The 17194-nt window shown below is 39.2% G+C and carries 15 protein-coding genes; 1 reads left to right on the forward strand and 14 read right to left on the reverse strand.

What is annotated here, in order from left to right; all coding sequences use genetic code 11:
* Window positions 1-101: 101 nt before the first annotated feature.
* The 4 genes from CDO33_RS10160 to CDO33_RS10175 form a co-directional block, all read right to left on the reverse strand.
* A complete protein-coding gene (locus CDO33_RS10160; RefSeq protein ID WP_103080772.1) occupies window positions 102-1163 on the reverse strand; it encodes an FAD-binding protein in 1062 nt (353 codons plus the stop codon).
* 39 nt (window positions 1164-1202) lie between these two features.
* Window positions 1203-1430 (reverse strand): helix-turn-helix domain-containing protein, encoded by a 228-nt coding sequence (locus CDO33_RS10165; RefSeq protein WP_103080773.1) that lies wholly within the window; start codon window positions 1428-1430, stop codon window positions 1203-1205.
* 10 nt (window positions 1431-1440) lie between these two features.
* A complete protein-coding gene (locus CDO33_RS10170; RefSeq protein WP_103080774.1) occupies window positions 1441-1917 on the reverse strand; it encodes a DUF2975 domain-containing protein in 477 nt (158 codons plus the stop codon).
* A gap of 481 nt (window positions 1918-2398) precedes the next feature.
* Entirely contained in the window at window positions 2399-3271 is an 873-nt protein-coding gene (locus CDO33_RS10175) for a hypothetical protein (protein ID WP_103080775.1), read from the reverse strand.
* A gap of 364 nt (window positions 3272-3635) precedes the next feature.
* Here CDO33_RS10175 and CDO33_RS10180 point away from each other — a divergent pair, with 364 nt between their 5' ends.
* Window positions 3636-4844 (forward strand): IS256 family transposase, encoded by a 1209-nt coding sequence (locus CDO33_RS10180; protein ID WP_103080776.1) that lies wholly within the window; start codon window positions 3636-3638, stop codon window positions 4842-4844.
* Between the two features lie 620 nt (window positions 4845-5464).
* Here the strand turns inward: CDO33_RS10180 and CDO33_RS10190 are convergent.
* The 10 genes from CDO33_RS10190 to glmM form a co-directional block, all read right to left on the reverse strand.
* The gene (locus CDO33_RS10190; RefSeq protein WP_103080778.1) at window positions 5465-5866 is read right to left on the reverse strand and encodes an arsenate reductase ArsC; all 402 of its coding nucleotides are present in this window, start codon (window positions 5864-5866) and stop codon (window positions 5465-5467) included.
* A 183-nt stretch (window positions 5867-6049) separates the two neighbouring features.
* Window positions 6050-8347 (reverse strand): M56 family metallopeptidase, encoded by a 2298-nt coding sequence (locus CDO33_RS20835; RefSeq protein WP_103103165.1) that lies wholly within the window; start codon window positions 8345-8347, stop codon window positions 6050-6052.
* A 4-nt stretch (window positions 8348-8351) separates the two neighbouring features.
* Window positions 8352-8738: a BlaI/MecI/CopY family transcriptional regulator gene (locus CDO33_RS10200; RefSeq protein ID WP_103080779.1), complete on the reverse strand. Its 387-nt coding sequence runs from the start codon at window positions 8736-8738 to the stop codon at window positions 8352-8354.
* Between the two features lie 253 nt (window positions 8739-8991).
* On the reverse strand, window positions 8992-9318 hold the full coding sequence (locus CDO33_RS10205) for a DUF3626 domain-containing protein (protein ID WP_161496451.1): 327 nt from the start codon (window positions 9316-9318) through the stop codon (window positions 8992-8994).
* Between the two features lie 37 nt (window positions 9319-9355).
* Window positions 9356-9997: a lactate utilization protein gene (locus tag CDO33_RS10210; RefSeq protein ID WP_103080781.1), complete on the reverse strand. Its 642-nt coding sequence runs from the start codon at window positions 9995-9997 to the stop codon at window positions 9356-9358.
* Window positions 9998-10524: 527 nt separating this feature from the next.
* Window positions 10525-11052, reverse strand: a complete 528-nt coding sequence (locus tag CDO33_RS10215) for a GNAT family N-acetyltransferase (protein ID WP_103080782.1) — start codon at window positions 11050-11052, stop codon at window positions 10525-10527.
* A 96-nt stretch (window positions 11053-11148) separates the two neighbouring features.
* Window positions 11149-11865, reverse strand: coding sequence for a 5'-methylthioadenosine/adenosylhomocysteine nucleosidase (locus CDO33_RS10220; RefSeq protein ID WP_103080783.1), 717 nt, complete (start codon window positions 11863-11865; stop codon window positions 11149-11151).
* 477 nt (window positions 11866-12342) lie between these two features.
* Window positions 12343-14166: a glutamine--fructose-6-phosphate transaminase (isomerizing) gene (glmS, locus tag CDO33_RS10225; RefSeq protein ID WP_103080784.1), complete on the reverse strand. Its 1824-nt coding sequence runs from the start codon at window positions 14164-14166 to the stop codon at window positions 12343-12345.
* 651 nt (window positions 14167-14817) lie between these two features.
* Window positions 14818-15180 carry a hypothetical protein gene (locus tag CDO33_RS10230; RefSeq protein WP_103080785.1) on the reverse strand — a complete coding sequence of 121 codons (363 nt, stop codon included), beginning with the start codon at window positions 15178-15180 and terminating at the stop codon, window positions 14818-14820.
* A gap of 496 nt (window positions 15181-15676) precedes the next feature.
* Complete coding sequence (glmM, locus tag CDO33_RS10235) at window positions 15677-17026, reverse strand: phosphoglucosamine mutase (RefSeq protein ID WP_103080786.1); 1350 nt, start codon at window positions 17024-17026, stop codon at window positions 15677-15679.
* Window positions 17027-17194 lie beyond the last annotated feature (168 nt).

Here is a 17194-nt window from a genome sequence, read left to right on the forward strand (position 1 = left end):
TTAGTACTGATGGTAGGAATAATGAGAAACATTACCTGTATAATTAACACGCATAATTCTATCACAATGAAACTTTATATAAATATCTCTTTTCTATATCACTACCTAATGCTTTGCAGACCGGATTTCATAGCTAAATACCTAAGAAACGGATTATACATAGCAGGGGATTTCATGTTTTTAATAAGTAAATTTAATTTAATACCCTTTACTTTCTGCTCATACCTTTCCAAAAATCCATCTATGCCCACCTCAAGGCTTTGAGCCAAGTATAAGGAGCTTTTCAATGCGTAGCTGATTCCTTCCGCAGAGCTGGGACTGATTGCGCCTGCATCCTCTCCCACTAGAGCTATACAATCCCTTCCGGTATAAAACTGTGATAATCTCTTTGGCCTATAGATATGTGCTCCTTCTGTTTTTACTTTGCTATCAAAATTAAAGCCTAACTTTGCCAGCTTTGCTTTCAACCTGTTATACCTTTCCCAAGGGCCGTCTTTGGGGCTAAGGGCAGACCCTAATAAGAGATATTTCTCCTTGGGTATGATCCAGGAGTAGAAATCGCTTATTTCCTCATCAAAAATCGCTGTGAAATAAGGTACGGTATTTGAGCATTCAAACCATTCCTGAATTGCAATGTATTGTTTAGGAGTGCTTATGCCTTTGTCCAAATTCCTTCTTATCTTTGAGAGAGCCCCATCAGCACCTACAATAATCCTTGTCTTTGCAGACATCTCTCGTCCGTTATGCGAATATCTTACTTCATATCCTCCCGGTATTTCAGTAAAGCTTCTAAAAAAGGAGTTAAACTTTTTGTCAACACTGGTGGGAATAATGGAAACCATCCATTTATCAAATTTTTCCCTATCCATATTGTAATAGAATCTCTGGTACAGCCTTTCCAGGTTGTTGGTTAAATCAATAGTTCTCACAGCAAAAAGCTGCGGGTTGACCAAAATATCCTTTGGTATGCCTAAGCCCAGCTTCGCAATCATTTTCTGAGCATCCGGGGCCAATAGTCCCCCGCAGCATTTGATTGCATGGTTTTGGGGATTTTCATTTTCCAGATCGCGTTTATCAATCAATAAAACCTTATACTTGCTTCCTATTAAACGTGCCAGGTTGGACCCCGCCGGGCCTGCACCCACAATGACAATATCATACATATATCTACCTCATAAGCTTTGAAACATTTTTAGCTTCCTTTATATCTCATCCTTTAAGTTGGTTTCACTTCTATATTCCAGAATATCTCCAGGTTGACAATCCAGAGCTTTGCATATCGAATCCAAGGTTGAAAACCGGATGGCTTTTGCCTTTCCATTTTTAAGTATGGAAAGGTTGGCCATAGTTATTCCCACTTTCTCTGTAAGCTCCGTTAAGCTCATTTTTCTTTTAGCCAGCATTACGTCGAGATTGATTATAATCGCCATCTTATCCTCCTCATACCGTCAAATCATTTTCTGATTTTATTTCTATGGCTTCTTTAAGAAGCATTTGAAGAACAGCAGCAAAGACGGCAATCACAAGTGAAGTAAATACGGGGATCATTGCGATTATTATTAAGCCCGGAGCATCGTCTTTCTTCGCTAAAAGATAAACGAAGGGCAGCATTAACACATACAAGGCGCTGATTATGGCTGCACAATATTTAATTTTCTTTAAAGCTTCTACAGATAATTCCGAGAAAGCATTACCCATGTCAATGTAGTTTAATAGCTTGAAAGCCTGGTACAGTGCAAAGAAAAATGGCAGTGCAGACAAATAAATACCTATTATAATCGGATACAGAATATGGGCATAATGTGGATTTACCGGGTTAACAGCCAACTTATGCAATCCAAATATGCATAAGGCAAGAACAGGAAGTCCAATAAAAATAACGGCTACCTTCAAAAACAGGGTTGTTCCATGTTTCATAAAAAAGCACCTCACTTATTTTTTCATCAATATATATATTACCAATATATTTATCGTTATTCAATAAAATAATATTGAAGTGCAATAAATTTTTTCTGTTGAATAAAAAACCTTTTTCCTTTAGATTGAATAATATGAGGTTTTATTGGCAGGAATTGAGTTTCCTAAAGGCATCGAACTGTCCGTTATTGCCAAATATTGTTATATACAAATTCAGCTTGAATTCAGCTAATTGAAGTGGATGATTGCTGTTCCGAAAGGATTCAAAGCACATAAAAATCAATACATCCATTATTAGCTGAATTCATTTCTAAACTATATGGTTCACATAAAAAATGGACTCAAAAGGTATGCCAAGAAGAGAAAAAAAGGACAGGGTTGCATTTTCTCATACGTTTTATCGCTGACCAACCCTTATCCTTATCAGAAGCAATAAATTTTAAGGTTTGCTATGGAATATGCTTCCTGTGCAGTATGAGTTTTATGCACGCACAGATTCATTTACACTTCTAAAAATCAAAAGCGCAGATATAGCTGCCAACAAGCCAAACAAAGACATCATAACAATCATTGGAAGAGTTCCTTCTATTCCGGCCAAATTCATTGAAATTCCCTTGGATAAAAGCGCAACCATTATCAAAGCATTGGTGACCGTCGCAATTGGTGCCAACATGTAACCAAAGGCTTTTTTCTTTATCAAAAGCAACCCGGATAAAAAGATCCCGGGTAGGAAAAATGCCAGGTCAAAGGCTTGAACTGTCAGCGTAGTACCATGCTCCACTTCCAAAGGTACAGAACCGTCAATGAGTGTTGGTATGGCTCTCGCAAGCCACAATAATCCTATCATTGCCGTTGAGAACAAGAGGTAGCCTCCTATAAACCTGACCGGCAATTTACTGCTGAAGCAAGAGCTCATTTTATCAATATCAAACGACAGCAAAGTCAAAACAAATGCAAAAAAACTGGCTGACATGAGCAGTACATACACTAAAAACAGCCTGTTATACATTGCAATAAATGTATACATCGTATATGTAATTAAAAAATACCCCAATGTTCCACTAAGAAGTAGTCTCCCTTTCATCAAACCCCTTCTTGCCAGGAAAAGCGAGACTAAAAGAATGGGGATGCCCAGAACCAGTGTCACAATATCCTGCGGTATGGCCTGCAGGGCTGCTGATACGGAATTGCTGCCATATATACCTTTGCCGTAAATAGTTATTGTTTGCCCATGTATCGACGTGAACTCATATTCTCCCGGACCCTGCTTTGAAAAAATCCCACAGGTTGTCGCAATCAATGACAGAGCAGCAATACAAAAAACCAGTAAACTTATGGTTTTTCTAAACTTCATATTCCAAATGCCCCCTTATATATTTGACTATGGTACCGCACTTAACATATTAAATATAGTGCCTACCAAAGATTATAAATATCAAATATTCCTTTAAATTTTGGGACAGCATAAATGAGAGTCCACCTTTACCGCAACCGATATCAAAACTAGAATTGACATCATATGGAATGGATTTCATGAGTTGATTGAAATAGCAACTATTATGATTCCATTTTGGATCATCAAGTTCTGATTTTCTATTGAAACCGGTTTTTACAATAGATTAAGTCTATATAATGGTGTAAAAAGAAGTTGAGCCAAAGCTCATACCTCGGTTAAAATATAAGTTGCCAAACAAATACCAAACCGAGGAGGATGAACCATGGCTCAGTTTAATATTACTATAACCGAGGAACTTTTGCACGGATTATTTTTATCAAATGGTAAGGAAGAAGCATTTTCCAAATTATTGGAGGAAATCTTCAACCAGATCCTTTTGGCTCAATCTACAGAGCAAATAGGTGCGGAACCCTATGAGCGCACCGAAGAAAGAACCGCATACCGCAATGGATTTCGGGATAGGCAAATAACAACTCGAGTTGGTACGCTCACATTGCGGGTTCCCAGGCATCGCAATGGGCAGTTCACTACAGAGCTTTTTGCTCGGTATCAGCGTAGTGAACAGGCATTAATGCTTGCTATGATGGAGATGGTCATCAATGGTGTTTCTACTCGAAAGGTTGAATTAATAACAGAGGAGCTATGTGGTAGAAAGTTTTCAAAATCGACCATCTCAGAACTTTGCAAGAACCTGGATCCGATGATAGAAGCATTCCGCACAAGACCGTTGCAAAGCCAATATCCCTTTCTCATGGTGGATGCCATCTATGTTAAGGTGCGGGAAAATGGACGTATACAATCGAGAGGCATGCTGATTGCCATTGGCGTTAACGAAGATGGCTATCGTGAAATCATCGGGTTTCAGCTAGCAAATAGCGAATCAGAAAGCAGTTGGGGTGAGTTCTTTTCTTCTCTCAAAGATCGTGGGTTAAAGAACGTGCGCCTGGTTACCTCTGATGACCATAAAGGGTTGGTCAATGCAGTTAGAAAACATTTTCAAGGCGCTAGTTGGCAGCGTTGTCAAACCCACTTTTCCAGGAACATGCTGGATCATACGCCTAAAGCATTGCAGGCTGAAATGAAGGAAGAACTGCATCAGCTTTATGAGGCTGTTGACCTTGAGAGTGCTCGTAAAATCAGAGACCATATTATTCAAATATATGAAGTCAAAGCACCAAAAGCCACAGCTCTCCTGGACGAGGCGTTTGATGATATTACTGCTGTTCTTGCACTACCCTTGAAGTATCGTAAGAGGCTTCGTACTACAAACGGTGTGGAAAGACTGAATGAAGAAATTCGTCGCCGAGAACGGGTCATTCGAATCTTTCCCAATGCTGCATCCGTTATCCGGCTCATGGGGGCCTTATTAATAGAGCAGGATGAGAAATGGCAGACCGGTCGCAAATACTTTGATATGCAGCTATATTATCAAGTGCAGAATAAGGAATCCAAGTCTGGCACTGCTGCATAGAAATCGCATTTATTCCACGGTCTGTTGACAATGAGCCTCCCATGGCATGTTTTCAGGCATCAGGGCCATCCCCCCTCATCTTTGAGGTGAAGTCTTATGCTGGAGTGGTGATGCCCGGCTAACAGCCTAACATGCCATGTACTCATTGTCAACAGCTTTCGCGGCATAAACGCTTAGGTATCGTTTGATTAGCTACTGCTTAATGACCGAGGTAATTTACACACAAATTTGGACTTGACTTTACAATATATAATCTTCTTTAATTTCCAAGTTTAAAATGCGATTTAAACTCAAATAAATGCCATGCTCCAATTTTTTATTATTTTTTGCAATAAAAGAACTATTCTTACTGCATCAAAATACTAGCTATTATTAATCTTATTTATTACAAAGCACAATATTCTATAAAAGGCATTACATATATCCTTATTTTACACCATATTTTATATAAAAGCATCTTATTTTTATAATTTCATATCCAAAATTCACTAGCTTTAATAAATATACTCTTGATAGCTGATTATGTATCAGCATAAATAGAAAGAAAACTGCTCCCGGTACCCGCAAAGCTATGGTGTATGGGACTCCATGAGTTGTATATATTTTTTCATGACAAGTTATCAAATCTGGTTGCTTTTCACCCTCTGTATTAAATCCTCCACTTTTTCCCTAATTATATCTCTCGTTTTTCTGTAATCCTCTATTGGTCCTCCAGACGGATCACTAAGCCCCCAATCTTCTCTATGCTGACACGGTACATAAGGGCATTCCACATTGCATCCCATCGTTATTAATATATCCACTTTCTCCGGGATATCGCTTAATAGTTTCGGATGATGGCCACTCATATCCACTCCTGCTTCTTCCATAACCTGTACTGCCAGTGGCTTCACTTCAGGGTAATTTTCTGTCCCTGCTGAGTATGCTTCCAGCACATCGCTTCCCAATTTCTTTGCCCATGCCTCTGCCATTTGGGAACGGCAGGAATTATGGACGCATACAAATGCAACCTTCCTTTTCATATGTCATATATTCTCCTTTCATCGGTATGCTTAAACCAGTGCCTTGCAGTGTTATATTCATAAAAGCTGCCGAATTACATACTTTTCCGTTGACAAGCAAAAGTTCCGCAGCAAATCAGGACTCCTCCTGAATCTATTTCGGGATTTTGAACTAACTTCACTATATAAAGTGAAAGTCTATTATCATGGTCCTGTTCCGGTAGAATTAATTCTCCAGCCGCTTTTTTCAGTTTCTTTCTTTAATATAACAAATCTTGGCTGGACTCCATCATCTGATGTTATTGACTTTTTAAAGTCAAAATCTACTTCAACCATGTACTCCAGCACTCCCGGCTCATTGTTTAATCCCTTTATCTCTTTTATCTCCAAGAGTTTTGCGCTTTTTATGTTGTAGTCAATTCCATCCTCATCCGTATTAAAAAGGTATTGGTTGTTCATATTAGATGATAAATGCCCCGACAGATTTTTCCGTGTCATGCATGCCCATATCATTTTTATATCATTCCTGTCTAATGCCTTGAAATACTCTCTAATAATATCCTCCGGCTCCATTTTTGACAATTTGATTTCCAATTCATCCTCATAATCTATATAGCTTTCAATCCATCCATCCCATTCCTTACCCGTGATATCTTTTAAACTCCTTCTATCGAGGGAACAAGCAAAAGAATCGTGCCTTCCAGCATCAATATATGCTCCGATAATCTCATCATTATATTTAAGAACAATACCCCTTGCATCTCTTCTTGGCTTCATAAACTCGGGAAGTGGTTCCCGCAGCCTGTAAATGTCTATTACTACATCTTTTCCAAGATACTCAGCAAAATCAAGCCCTATCTCCTTTGATAGCTCATTATTATAAGCCCAGTATATTTTTACCGGGTATTCTCCTGCCTTATGTTTTAAGCTTTCAGGCAATTTTTCTTTCAGAGTATTTATTCTATAGTCAACAGTCCAGTTATACTTGTTAAAAAGCTGCATTACCTGAGCTTCTATATTTGTATCAGGATTTGAATACTCATTTAGATCTGCAATGTATCTAAAAAAGCTATAATCAGGCTCAAGCCTCCTGCCGTCTTCCTCAATGTACCCTATTTCATAAAGAGTATCATATGCAAAAGCAATCTCTCTTTTGCTCCCCTCTGTTTCATAAAGGATTAACTTGTTGTTTTTGCGGGCCATTCCGCTCATATTGCCTATTTTGGACTCATCGGCCAAAGGCTTGCTTTTTTCTATCATGGACATGATATCATGTATCATTTTATCGTCTGTGATAGATATCGGTTTTACCTCATTCCAGTAAAGCCCATTTGTGTCCAGGATAAGTTCGATCCTTGGGGTACCTGTACTGCTGTTTGCTTGATTCCCGGTATGTTCAAAATCATCCTTTCCGGCTAGTGTCCGCAATGAGGTCTGATTAGTCAATCCTACAACTCCCACAGCCACTATTATAACAACCGCTGCAACAGACCATTTCCACGAGTTTTTCCTAAACATTGCAATCATCTTGATTCTCCTCTTTATACCAGACCTATTGCTGTTAGTCATCCCTGTAGTAATCGAAGCCCAATACGGCTTGGATATTGCATTTATCAAATTGATGATTGTCTCTCCATATTTTTTATGCTCTACTTCCTTTAATCGGGATAAAACGTACGCATCACACGCAACTTCACAATCTTCGCGCATTTTATAGAAAGCGTACCACACTATCGGGTTAAACCAGTGCAAAATCTGTACCAGCAACATTATCCAGTTCGCCCAATTATCCTTTCTCTTAAAATGAGCAAGTTCATGCAGGAATATATACCTCTTTTCCTCTTCCGATAAGGTATTGATGATTTCGGAAGATATCAGAAGTTTAGGTCTTACCAATCCAAAAAGAGAAGGTGTTTTCATATTATTGTCATATACTATTGGGATGTCCTTCTTGACATTCATTTTTAGCTTGCACCCATTGAAAATTCTTAAAATTTCTTCATCTTTGCATATGCCTTTTTGTGTTCTAATCAGAAGTGTAGAGTTTAGGATAAATATATACAGCAGAAAAAGAACTGTACCGATCAGATAGATTATGCTTATTATTCTAAAGTTGAAATCAAAACTTTCTTTATTAGGTTCAACCTCATTTACCATATCATCTGATTTGCTTTGCAGATTGCCGGTAGTATCCATGTCCGTACCTGTAAAGCTCTGCAAATCCTTTTCTATAGGTGAAAAAGGCACATTTCTATCGATATTAGAATATTGTGCCGTTTCAATCTTTTGGGGTGTGGAAGGAAAAAGATTAAATATGCTCAGTGAACTCTCCGGAGCAAAAGGCATTGTTAGCCTGACAATCAGCAGAAACCATATAAAATAATGCCAATTAGCACTTAATTTATTATTAAGTAATCTTTTTACCAGTATAATTATTCCTGTCAGTATGCTTCCCATTAAAGACAAGGAAAGAATATTCCTAAAGAATGCTTCTAATACCATTTACCTATCTCCCACCTTGTTTGCTTTTTTCATCCAGCATCCGTCTCAAATCATCAATCTCTTCCGAAGTTAATTTTTCGTTTTCTATAAAGCTCTTTATCAGCAAATGCAAAGATCCGTCATATACTTTTTGGATAAAGGACCTTGTCTCCACTTTTCTGCACTCTTCCTCAGTAACCAGGGGGAAATATTTATTGAGAGAAAAATCTTTATTAACTCCAACCACCTCTTTTTTTACCAATCGGCTAATGAGGGTGTGAATCGTCTTTGGGCTCCAGGTAGTGCTATCTCTTAAGGCATCGATTATCTCTGTAGAAGTTAAAGGGGATTTCTCCCATAAAACTCTCATGACCTGCCATTCTGCATCGGAAATATTGGGTAGCTTTTTCATGCTCCATTCACCTTCCTACAAATGTAGTCTATATTATATATACTACATTTGTAGTCTATATGTGTCAAGTACATCTTAATTTTCATTATGTTAAAATAAGCATATTTTATAATCTCCCTTGGCAATTCCATTTTTTAAGCCTGAGTGAATTTTGCTTACTTATACAGCAAAACCATCAGAGAGCTCAATTCCTCTGATGGTTTTACCGATAACCTTACTTGTAAAACCCAACACACATTCAAAATGAATACAATTAGCCAAAATAAGCAACAGTATGCCATAACTGTTTAATATACTGAAAAAGCTGCTCTTTGCTGCCCAGATCAGCCCATTTTTCAGGATAGAGGCCAATGTCACGAGATGCCTGACCAATAAACGCATTAACGACACCTTGTCCATTTCCAAAAATACTATCTATTCTTTGTACCAACAGCGGAATTTTCGGTCCCCTAAAAAGCTCACCAATGCAATGAATATCCAACTGCCTTTCGGGAATCCAGTTTAGTTCTATCTCATATTTTTGGCGCATAATTTCTGATTTTCTCACTTTCTCAATAGCATCTTTTTGATAATGCAGCATAATGCACCTCATTTCCCGCGATTGCCAGGCCAAACTGCTAATATCCCAGTTGTTTTCTAACAATAATCACTTTTATCCTGCCTTTGATAAATTGCCCCCTAATGACTACAAAATCATTGCATATCCTATTCGGGCTTTTGCAGTCCATGCAGTAGCCTAAAGCAGTGCACGGCGTATCCTTGCCCAATCTTTTGGCATCTATTGGAGCTGCATATTGTCTAACTCTTTTTTCCGCTTCCTCAATGTCACGAACTATTTTGTTAACACCTGCAACTAAAATAACCTGCCTAGGTCCATACAGCATAGGTGCAACTCTGCTTCCATTACCATCAATATTATACAATTCACCACTTTCGGTTAAAGCATTTGTGCTGCACATAAAGGTATCAGCAGAGAAGTTTTTTATATAAATCTCCCTTTTTTCTTCACTTGTTATACCCTCTCTATATTTGTCAAGAAAATTGAAATTGCCTTTACGAAGAAAATCTATTACTCCTGTTTCAAAAAGCGTCATTGAGTCTCCCACGCCTACTATAGAGTTCTGCGGAATCAGTTTTGCCAGCAGTTCGATTAATTCTACTTCATCGTTAACAATATACCCCTCCATGTTGCGTTTTCTTAAACCCTCTATAGTTCTTTCAACCTTTTTTTCCATATACCATGCAACGTTTTTTTCCAAAGAAATACCCCCTGTACTAACTATAAAGCTATATCATCAGGCTTTTAAGGATTTCATTAATAAACCAACTCGTGCTCTGAGTGTTCAAAGCATGACTAAAAGATTCAACCAGGTGAGGAGTAAAATAACTAATAACAACATCAAAAGATTCCTCAGTAAAATCCACATCCTCTACTGGTGTACAGATATTTTTCAGACATCATTGTTGCTGAAAAGCTTATTAAAAATGCTTTAGCGAGGATTTCATTACATAACCACTTTCATTAACCTATCTTTCAGTCTAAATTCTTTACTATCAACATTGACGTACACTAAATTATAGTGTACGAGTTTCCATGACCTGGATATATTTTTGTTATTTTATAATCCTTTATTAATTCCCAACTAGTTTTGATTGATTGGTCGTTATAGGCTTCAATAAGGCTGAATTTTTTAGAATCAACTTTTTACCTTTATTTCACACTAATCATCCATAAAAGTGCCTACTTTCTTACGCCTTTTCACCCAACTCCTTTTTTAACATAAGTCTATATATGTATCCAGTACCTTTCTAAATATACATCTTGAGACTCATAATAAACGGTACTTTCGTATACACCACCATTAGCCAGAATGGTGCGTTTACTTCCTTTATTTTCCTGATTGCATGTTATCAAAATATCCTTGAGCCCGTATGCTTTACATGCTTTAAGACACTCAGCAAGCATCTGTTTGGCATATCCCTTTCTTCTTTCACTGGGCCGAACTGAATATCCAATGTGGCCACCATATTTCTCAAGAAACTCGTTAAGATAATGGCGGAATTGAATCATACCAACTATTTTATTGTCTGCTACGCGAACATAAATATATTGGTCACATGTAACCCAGTTTTCAGGCACATATTCTTTATTTCCACAACACTGGCTATATTTCAGCCATTCTTTAATATTATCCATTTGCTTCAGAGGACCTGTTCCATCCATAGAGCTATTAGCCTCTATCATTTCTTTGCGAAATGCTTCAATTTCACTCTCAAAAGAAAGGTCTGGTTTTATTAACACGCAATCAGCCATATGGATCTCCCTTTTTTTATGTATATTTTATTCATTCAATCCCTTTGCGCTTGCTTTTTAACATATAACATGAATATACTCAATTTCGAACTGTGTTCATTTCACAAGTGAAAAATAAGTCTTTATTTCTTTCAATAATCCCAAAACAAAATCCTTGGATATGTTTGATGCCACATCACAGTTCTTTTCAAAATTTTCAAAACCACTATGGGTTGCTGTATCAGTAATCGTTCGTATGGCAATAAATGGTACACGATTAACATAACACACATGGGCAATACTTGCTGTTTCCATATCAGCAGATAATGCTGCATATTTGGCACTAATGCTATTTATTAAATTTATATCATCTATAAATTTATCTCCTGTAACCATTTTCCCAAAATAAACAGCATAATCGGATTTTTTGTTTTGGATTGATTTCCTTGCCAGATCAAGTAAAAGACTATCCGCATCAAAGTATATTGACGGCATATGGGGATGGAACTCTTTCAATATATTATCACTAACATCGTGATATGCCACCTGGGTCGAGATTACCGTGTCGAAAACATTAACCTTACTGTCTATTCCACCTGCTGTTCCTGCATTTATAATAGCATTTACATGGTAAGTATCTATCAGTATTTGAGCGGCTATCGCGGCATTTACTTTGCAAACTCCGCTAAATAGTGCGACAACAGATACTCCTTCTATTGTTCCCTCGTAAATCTTTAGCATTGCTTTTTCTGAAACAATACAATTTTCTATGTGGGTTAAAAATGGCTTAACCTCTCTATCGACTGCACATATTATACCTATCTTCCATTGCATAATACTTATCCTCTCCTTTTTGTGAAATATTTGTCTATTATGAATAGGGTAAAAAAATATTTCTACTTTCTATTTCCTATTTCCTCTTTCCCTTTACCGGATTTATTAAACCATTTTCATGTTTGGGTATTTCTTGCAACATCTCATAAATGTCCATATCACTACTTATTGCCATTTTCCTTAACTCATAAATTCATGTGTTTTTTACCCCTATGTTTCTTTTATTTAAAAAACCCCACAGAATCACTCATTAGAGTGACTCCGAAGGGTCATAACCATTCGTGTAGAACATGCATGGTCCCTATGCTGCTCGCACATTAATGCTTAAGCATACTCACTTTGCAGGTATTATTGCATATATTTTCCATATTGTCAACACTTTTTTGGATTCTTACAAATCCGTTTGTGACTCTCAGGGTATGCTATTTTCATATGGTGTGAAGTTTATTTTTTATACAGCACAGAAAAACCATTTCCCTACTCCACAGTCACGCTTTTGGCCAGATTCCTGGGTTTATCAACGTCGCACCCCTTTTGAACCGCCATATAGTATGCAAAAAGCTGCATGGAGGTGATGGCGGCGATGGGAGCGACTAAAGGATCAACATCCGGAATCTTTATTACCACATCTGCAACCTTCTCCACCTCTTTGTTCTTTTCCTGCGTTATGGCCAATACCACCGCACCTCTGGCTTTTACCTCCCTTATATTGCTTATCATCTTCTCCAGCAGGTCATCCTGAGTCATTGGGCATACCACCAGTGTGCCCTTTTCTATTAGGGCGATGGTTCCATGCTTTAACTCACCACCGGCATAGGCTTCAGAATGTATATATGAAATTTCCTTCAATTTCAAAGAACCTTCCATGGACAATGCATAATCCAGCCCTCTTCCAATGAAGAATATGCTTTTTGCATTATAATGCTCGGAAGAGAATTTTTGTATGGCTTCCTTGTTTTGCAGCACCTTATCTACAACAGAAGGCATCTCCTTCAATTGCTCAATTATCCGCTCAAGCTGCTCGTCGTCGATAGTTCCTCTTTTTTTGGCGAAATCGCAAGCTATGAGATAAAGCACCGCCAGCTGCGTGTTGTATGCCTTTGTCGATGCCACGGCTATCTCCGGGCCTGCCCAGGTATACAGCACTTCGTCCGACTCCCGCGCAATGGAGCTGCCCACCACATTCACAATGGACAGAACTCTTGCTCCTTTCCTCTTTGACTCTCTTAGAGCAAAAAGGGTATCAATGGTCTCTCCAGACTGGCTGATTATTATGACCAGATCCTTGTCGGACAAAAGAGGATCACGGTATCTGAATTCTGAAGCAACATCCACTTCCACCGGTATCCTGGCCAGCTTCTCTATAAGGTATTTTCCCACAACTCCGGCATGATAGGCAGTTCCGCATGCCACTATATGTATCCTGTTTATATTCTCCAGATACTCAGGCTCAATATTGATGCTGTCCAATACTATCTTCCCGTCTTTTATCCTGGGGCTGATGGTATCCTTCAAAACCTTCGGCTCCTCGCACATTTCCTTCATCATGAAATGCTTATAGCCGGATTTTTCCGCCGCAGCCACATCCCAGTTCACATGGAATACTTCCTTTTTGACCTCGGTCCCGTATATGTTGAATACCTTCACATTGTCCTTGTCCAGAACTGCGATTTCTTTATCCTCAAGTATATAGATATCCCTGGTGTGCTCCAGTATGGCCGGTATATCAGAAGCTATGAAATTCTCCCCCCGGCCAAGGCCGACAATCAAAGGGCTGTCCTTTCTTGCGGCTAAAAACATATCGGGGCAGTCGCTGCAAATGACACCCAAAGCATAAGAGCCTTCCAGCTCACTGATAGTGCTCATTACCGCTTCCTTTAAATCTCCTTTGTAATTATAATCCACCAAATGAGCCACCACTTCGGTATCCGTATCCGACTCGAAATTATATCCCTTGGACTGCAAAAACTCTTTCAGTTTTATGTAATTTTCAATAATCCCATTGTGCACCACTGCTATTTTTCCCGAATTGCTTATATGAGGATGGGAGTTGACATCATTGGGTTCTCCGTGGGTAGCCCATCGAGTATGGCCTATTCCCACCTTCCCTTCCAGGGTTTCATTGGCCACCTTTTCTTCAAGGCATTTGAGCCTTCCCTTGCACTTTACGACCTTCAAAGCACCATTATCAAAAACAGCAACCCCGGCCGAATCATAACCCCTGTATTCCAGCTTTTTTAAACCATTTATGAGAATCGGCGCAGCACACCTTTCACCAATATATCCAACTATACCACACATAATACATTACACCCCTTCAAATGATAATTTAATCAATGATTTTGAAAAAACTTCTCTGCACAGTTCAGGATTTGCAAAGCTGATAATAGATTCGATAATAGACTTCGAACCCATATCGAACACAAAGTCCTAAAAAGGCATTATTATCCTAAACTTGTGATACATTGCGTTTCCGGAAAGCAATGGTATCTCCGATCAATATCGTTTTATTGTTTGCAAAATAATAGCTTTAAGATTTCGTCTGCTTACCCAAAGCTTTTACTCAACCTGTTGAAACCGCAGCAACATGGTATGTGCATTTATATTTCAATTTACTGCCCTATTTATTTTTCAATTCTCTTTCCATCAGGTAAATAAAGCCTTTTCAGCTATTGCTTTCCATTTAACACCACAATGATAAAATAGAACTATATGCCTATATAAAGTCGGTTTGAGTTCAGCTAAATTAGTTGGATGATTGTTGCTCCAAAAGGATTCATAAACTCAACAATCAATGCAATCCTTATTAAGCTGAATTTAATCCTAAACCATATAGGGTTGGCAGCAGTTCATGCCAAATATACAGCATAAGGGCCTTACAGCAAAATTACTCATACATTGTCCTAATCTGGCATGAACAAAAGCATGAAAGCACCCTGACAGGGCATCACCCTAAAAAGAGCATAAGGACAAAAAGCACACATATACCCTCAGAGAGCAAAGTCTTGCCCCTTTCAAGGCATAAACCACTCCTTTGCCGCACTGTATCCCATCTCTTTGGAGCTGTCCAGCCATCGGCATATTAGCTGATTTTTTGACGCATAAGGAATAAAGATAGCTTTTGAAAGGAATCACAAAATTACATACAGCAATTAGCTGATGCACACCCTGCATCAGTTGCCGGTAATCCGTGATTATCAAGAACAGGATTAGCCACTCAAGCTCCTTCTGTTCTGCAGTCGCCTGCAGTTTTTGTAGAGCTCTGACGGTTGTGGCAAACCGGAAGGTTTCCGCCGAAAACTCGATAATTTGCATTAACTGCTGCTCTCAAAGCCCCTATTATCGATCATCAACAAAAATTTATCATTGACATCCATCGGTAACCGGACACAGTAAGCCAGCAATCAATGCAGCCTCCTTCTCCTCGTCAACAGACCTTTGAGTCTGTCCTGGCGCTTTTTCTTACGGCACATACCCTGTAGTATTTCATCCTCCTCTCCGTGCCCTTAATAATCCTGTCTTTACTAATGTATCACCCCTTTCCAAGGAAATATGGATTTTAATTTCTTGCAATCGGAGTAATATTAATACTCCGATTGCAAATTTTACAACTTCTATTATAGCACAATATTTTATCCTTAACACCAATTTATTCAAATATTTAGAAAATAGTGTTTGAAAATTGATAACTGGAAAATCCTGTGTTCCTGGTCCATATTCAACTGCCGGTTTTACCTTCTAACCGGCAATCCGGCTTCTTAAAAAACATCAAGGTTAAATCTAATATGTAATTCTGATTTTCCCTGCTGTCTCATCCTAATCTTTCTTCAATCAATCTTGCCAGTTCTTCAGCCCTGGATCTGATATAATCCTGATCCTTGCCTTCTATCATAACCCTTACAAGAGGCTCCGTACCGGAAGGCCTGATAAGCACCCTTCCTTCGCCGTCAAACTCCGCTTCAAGCTCTCCACACACTTTGGCTATCACTTCATCCTCCAGGTATTTATGCTTGTTGTCATTCCTGACTTTGGCATTTATAAGCACCTGGGGAAGGACCTGCATTACGGAGGCCAGCTCCGAAGGCTTCTTGTTGGAGTCTTTCACGACCCTAAGCAACTGCAGCGCCGTCAAAAGGCCGTCACCGGTGGTATTGTGCTCAAGGAAAATTATATGGCCGGACTGCTCTCCACCTAAAACATATCCTTTATCCAGCATTTCCTCAAGGACATACCTGTCTCCTACCTTTGTCTTGACCAAGCTGATTCCTTCCCTTTTTGCCATTATATCAAAACCGAGATTGCTCATTACGGTTGCAACAATGGTGTTTTTGGAAAGCTTGCCTTTTTTGGCAAGATCCAGCCCGATCACAGCCATTATCTGATCTCCGTCTATTATGTTACCCTTTTCATCCACTGCCAGCATACGATCGGCATCGCCGTCGAAAGCCAGGCCGATATCGGCACCAGATTCCACTACAAGTTTCTGCAGTTCCTCCATATGGGTCGAACCACAGTTTAGATTTATGTTTACACCGTCGGGATTATTGTTTATAACCAGAACCTCTGCTCCCAGTTCACGCAGGGTCTTGGGTGCAGCCTGAAAAGCAGCACCGTTGGCACAGTCCAAAGCTATTTTCATGCCTGACAAATCCGTATCAATGGTGCTTTTCAAGTATGAAACATAGTCGTCCACAGCCGTACCAATCACACTTTTAAATCCCAGCTCCTTGCCTGTCGGTTTGGGAAGCTCGTAGCTTTCGTCCAGAACAATGGCTTCAATTTTCTCCTCTATCGCATCCGGAAGCTTGTATCCGTTTGCATTAAAAAACTTTATACCGTTAAACTCATAAGGATTATGGGATGCAGATATAACCACCCCGGCATCGGCCTTATAAAGCCTTGTCAAATATGCTACCGCAGGTGTTGGTATGACTCCCAGGCATATCGCCTCCGCACCCACCGAGCATATTCCGGCCACCAGCGCAGACTCCAGCATGCTTCCTGATATTCTCGTATCCATGCCCACCAGTATCCTCGGCGTGTGTTTTGTCTCCGATGTCAGGACATATGCGCCTGCCTGACCCAATTTATATGCCAAAGCTCCCGTCAATTCCAGATTTGCTATACCTCTAACCCCGTCTGTACCAAAAAGTCGTCCCAAAAAAAACCCCCCTAAATATTGATTGGTATCCGATAATATAATAATATGCAATTTTTGTTCATTCTGCCGGCAACCGCAATAGGCTGCGGCTTTTACATCATTGGCTGTCAATGCGTTACTTATATAGACTTGGAAAACCGTCTGCCGGCAATATTACTATTCGTCTCC

It is taken from the genome of Clostridium thermosuccinogenes, assembly GCF_002896855.1.
GTDB classification, from domain to species: domain Bacteria; phylum Bacillota; class Clostridia; order Acetivibrionales; family DSM-5807; genus Pseudoclostridium; species Pseudoclostridium thermosuccinogenes.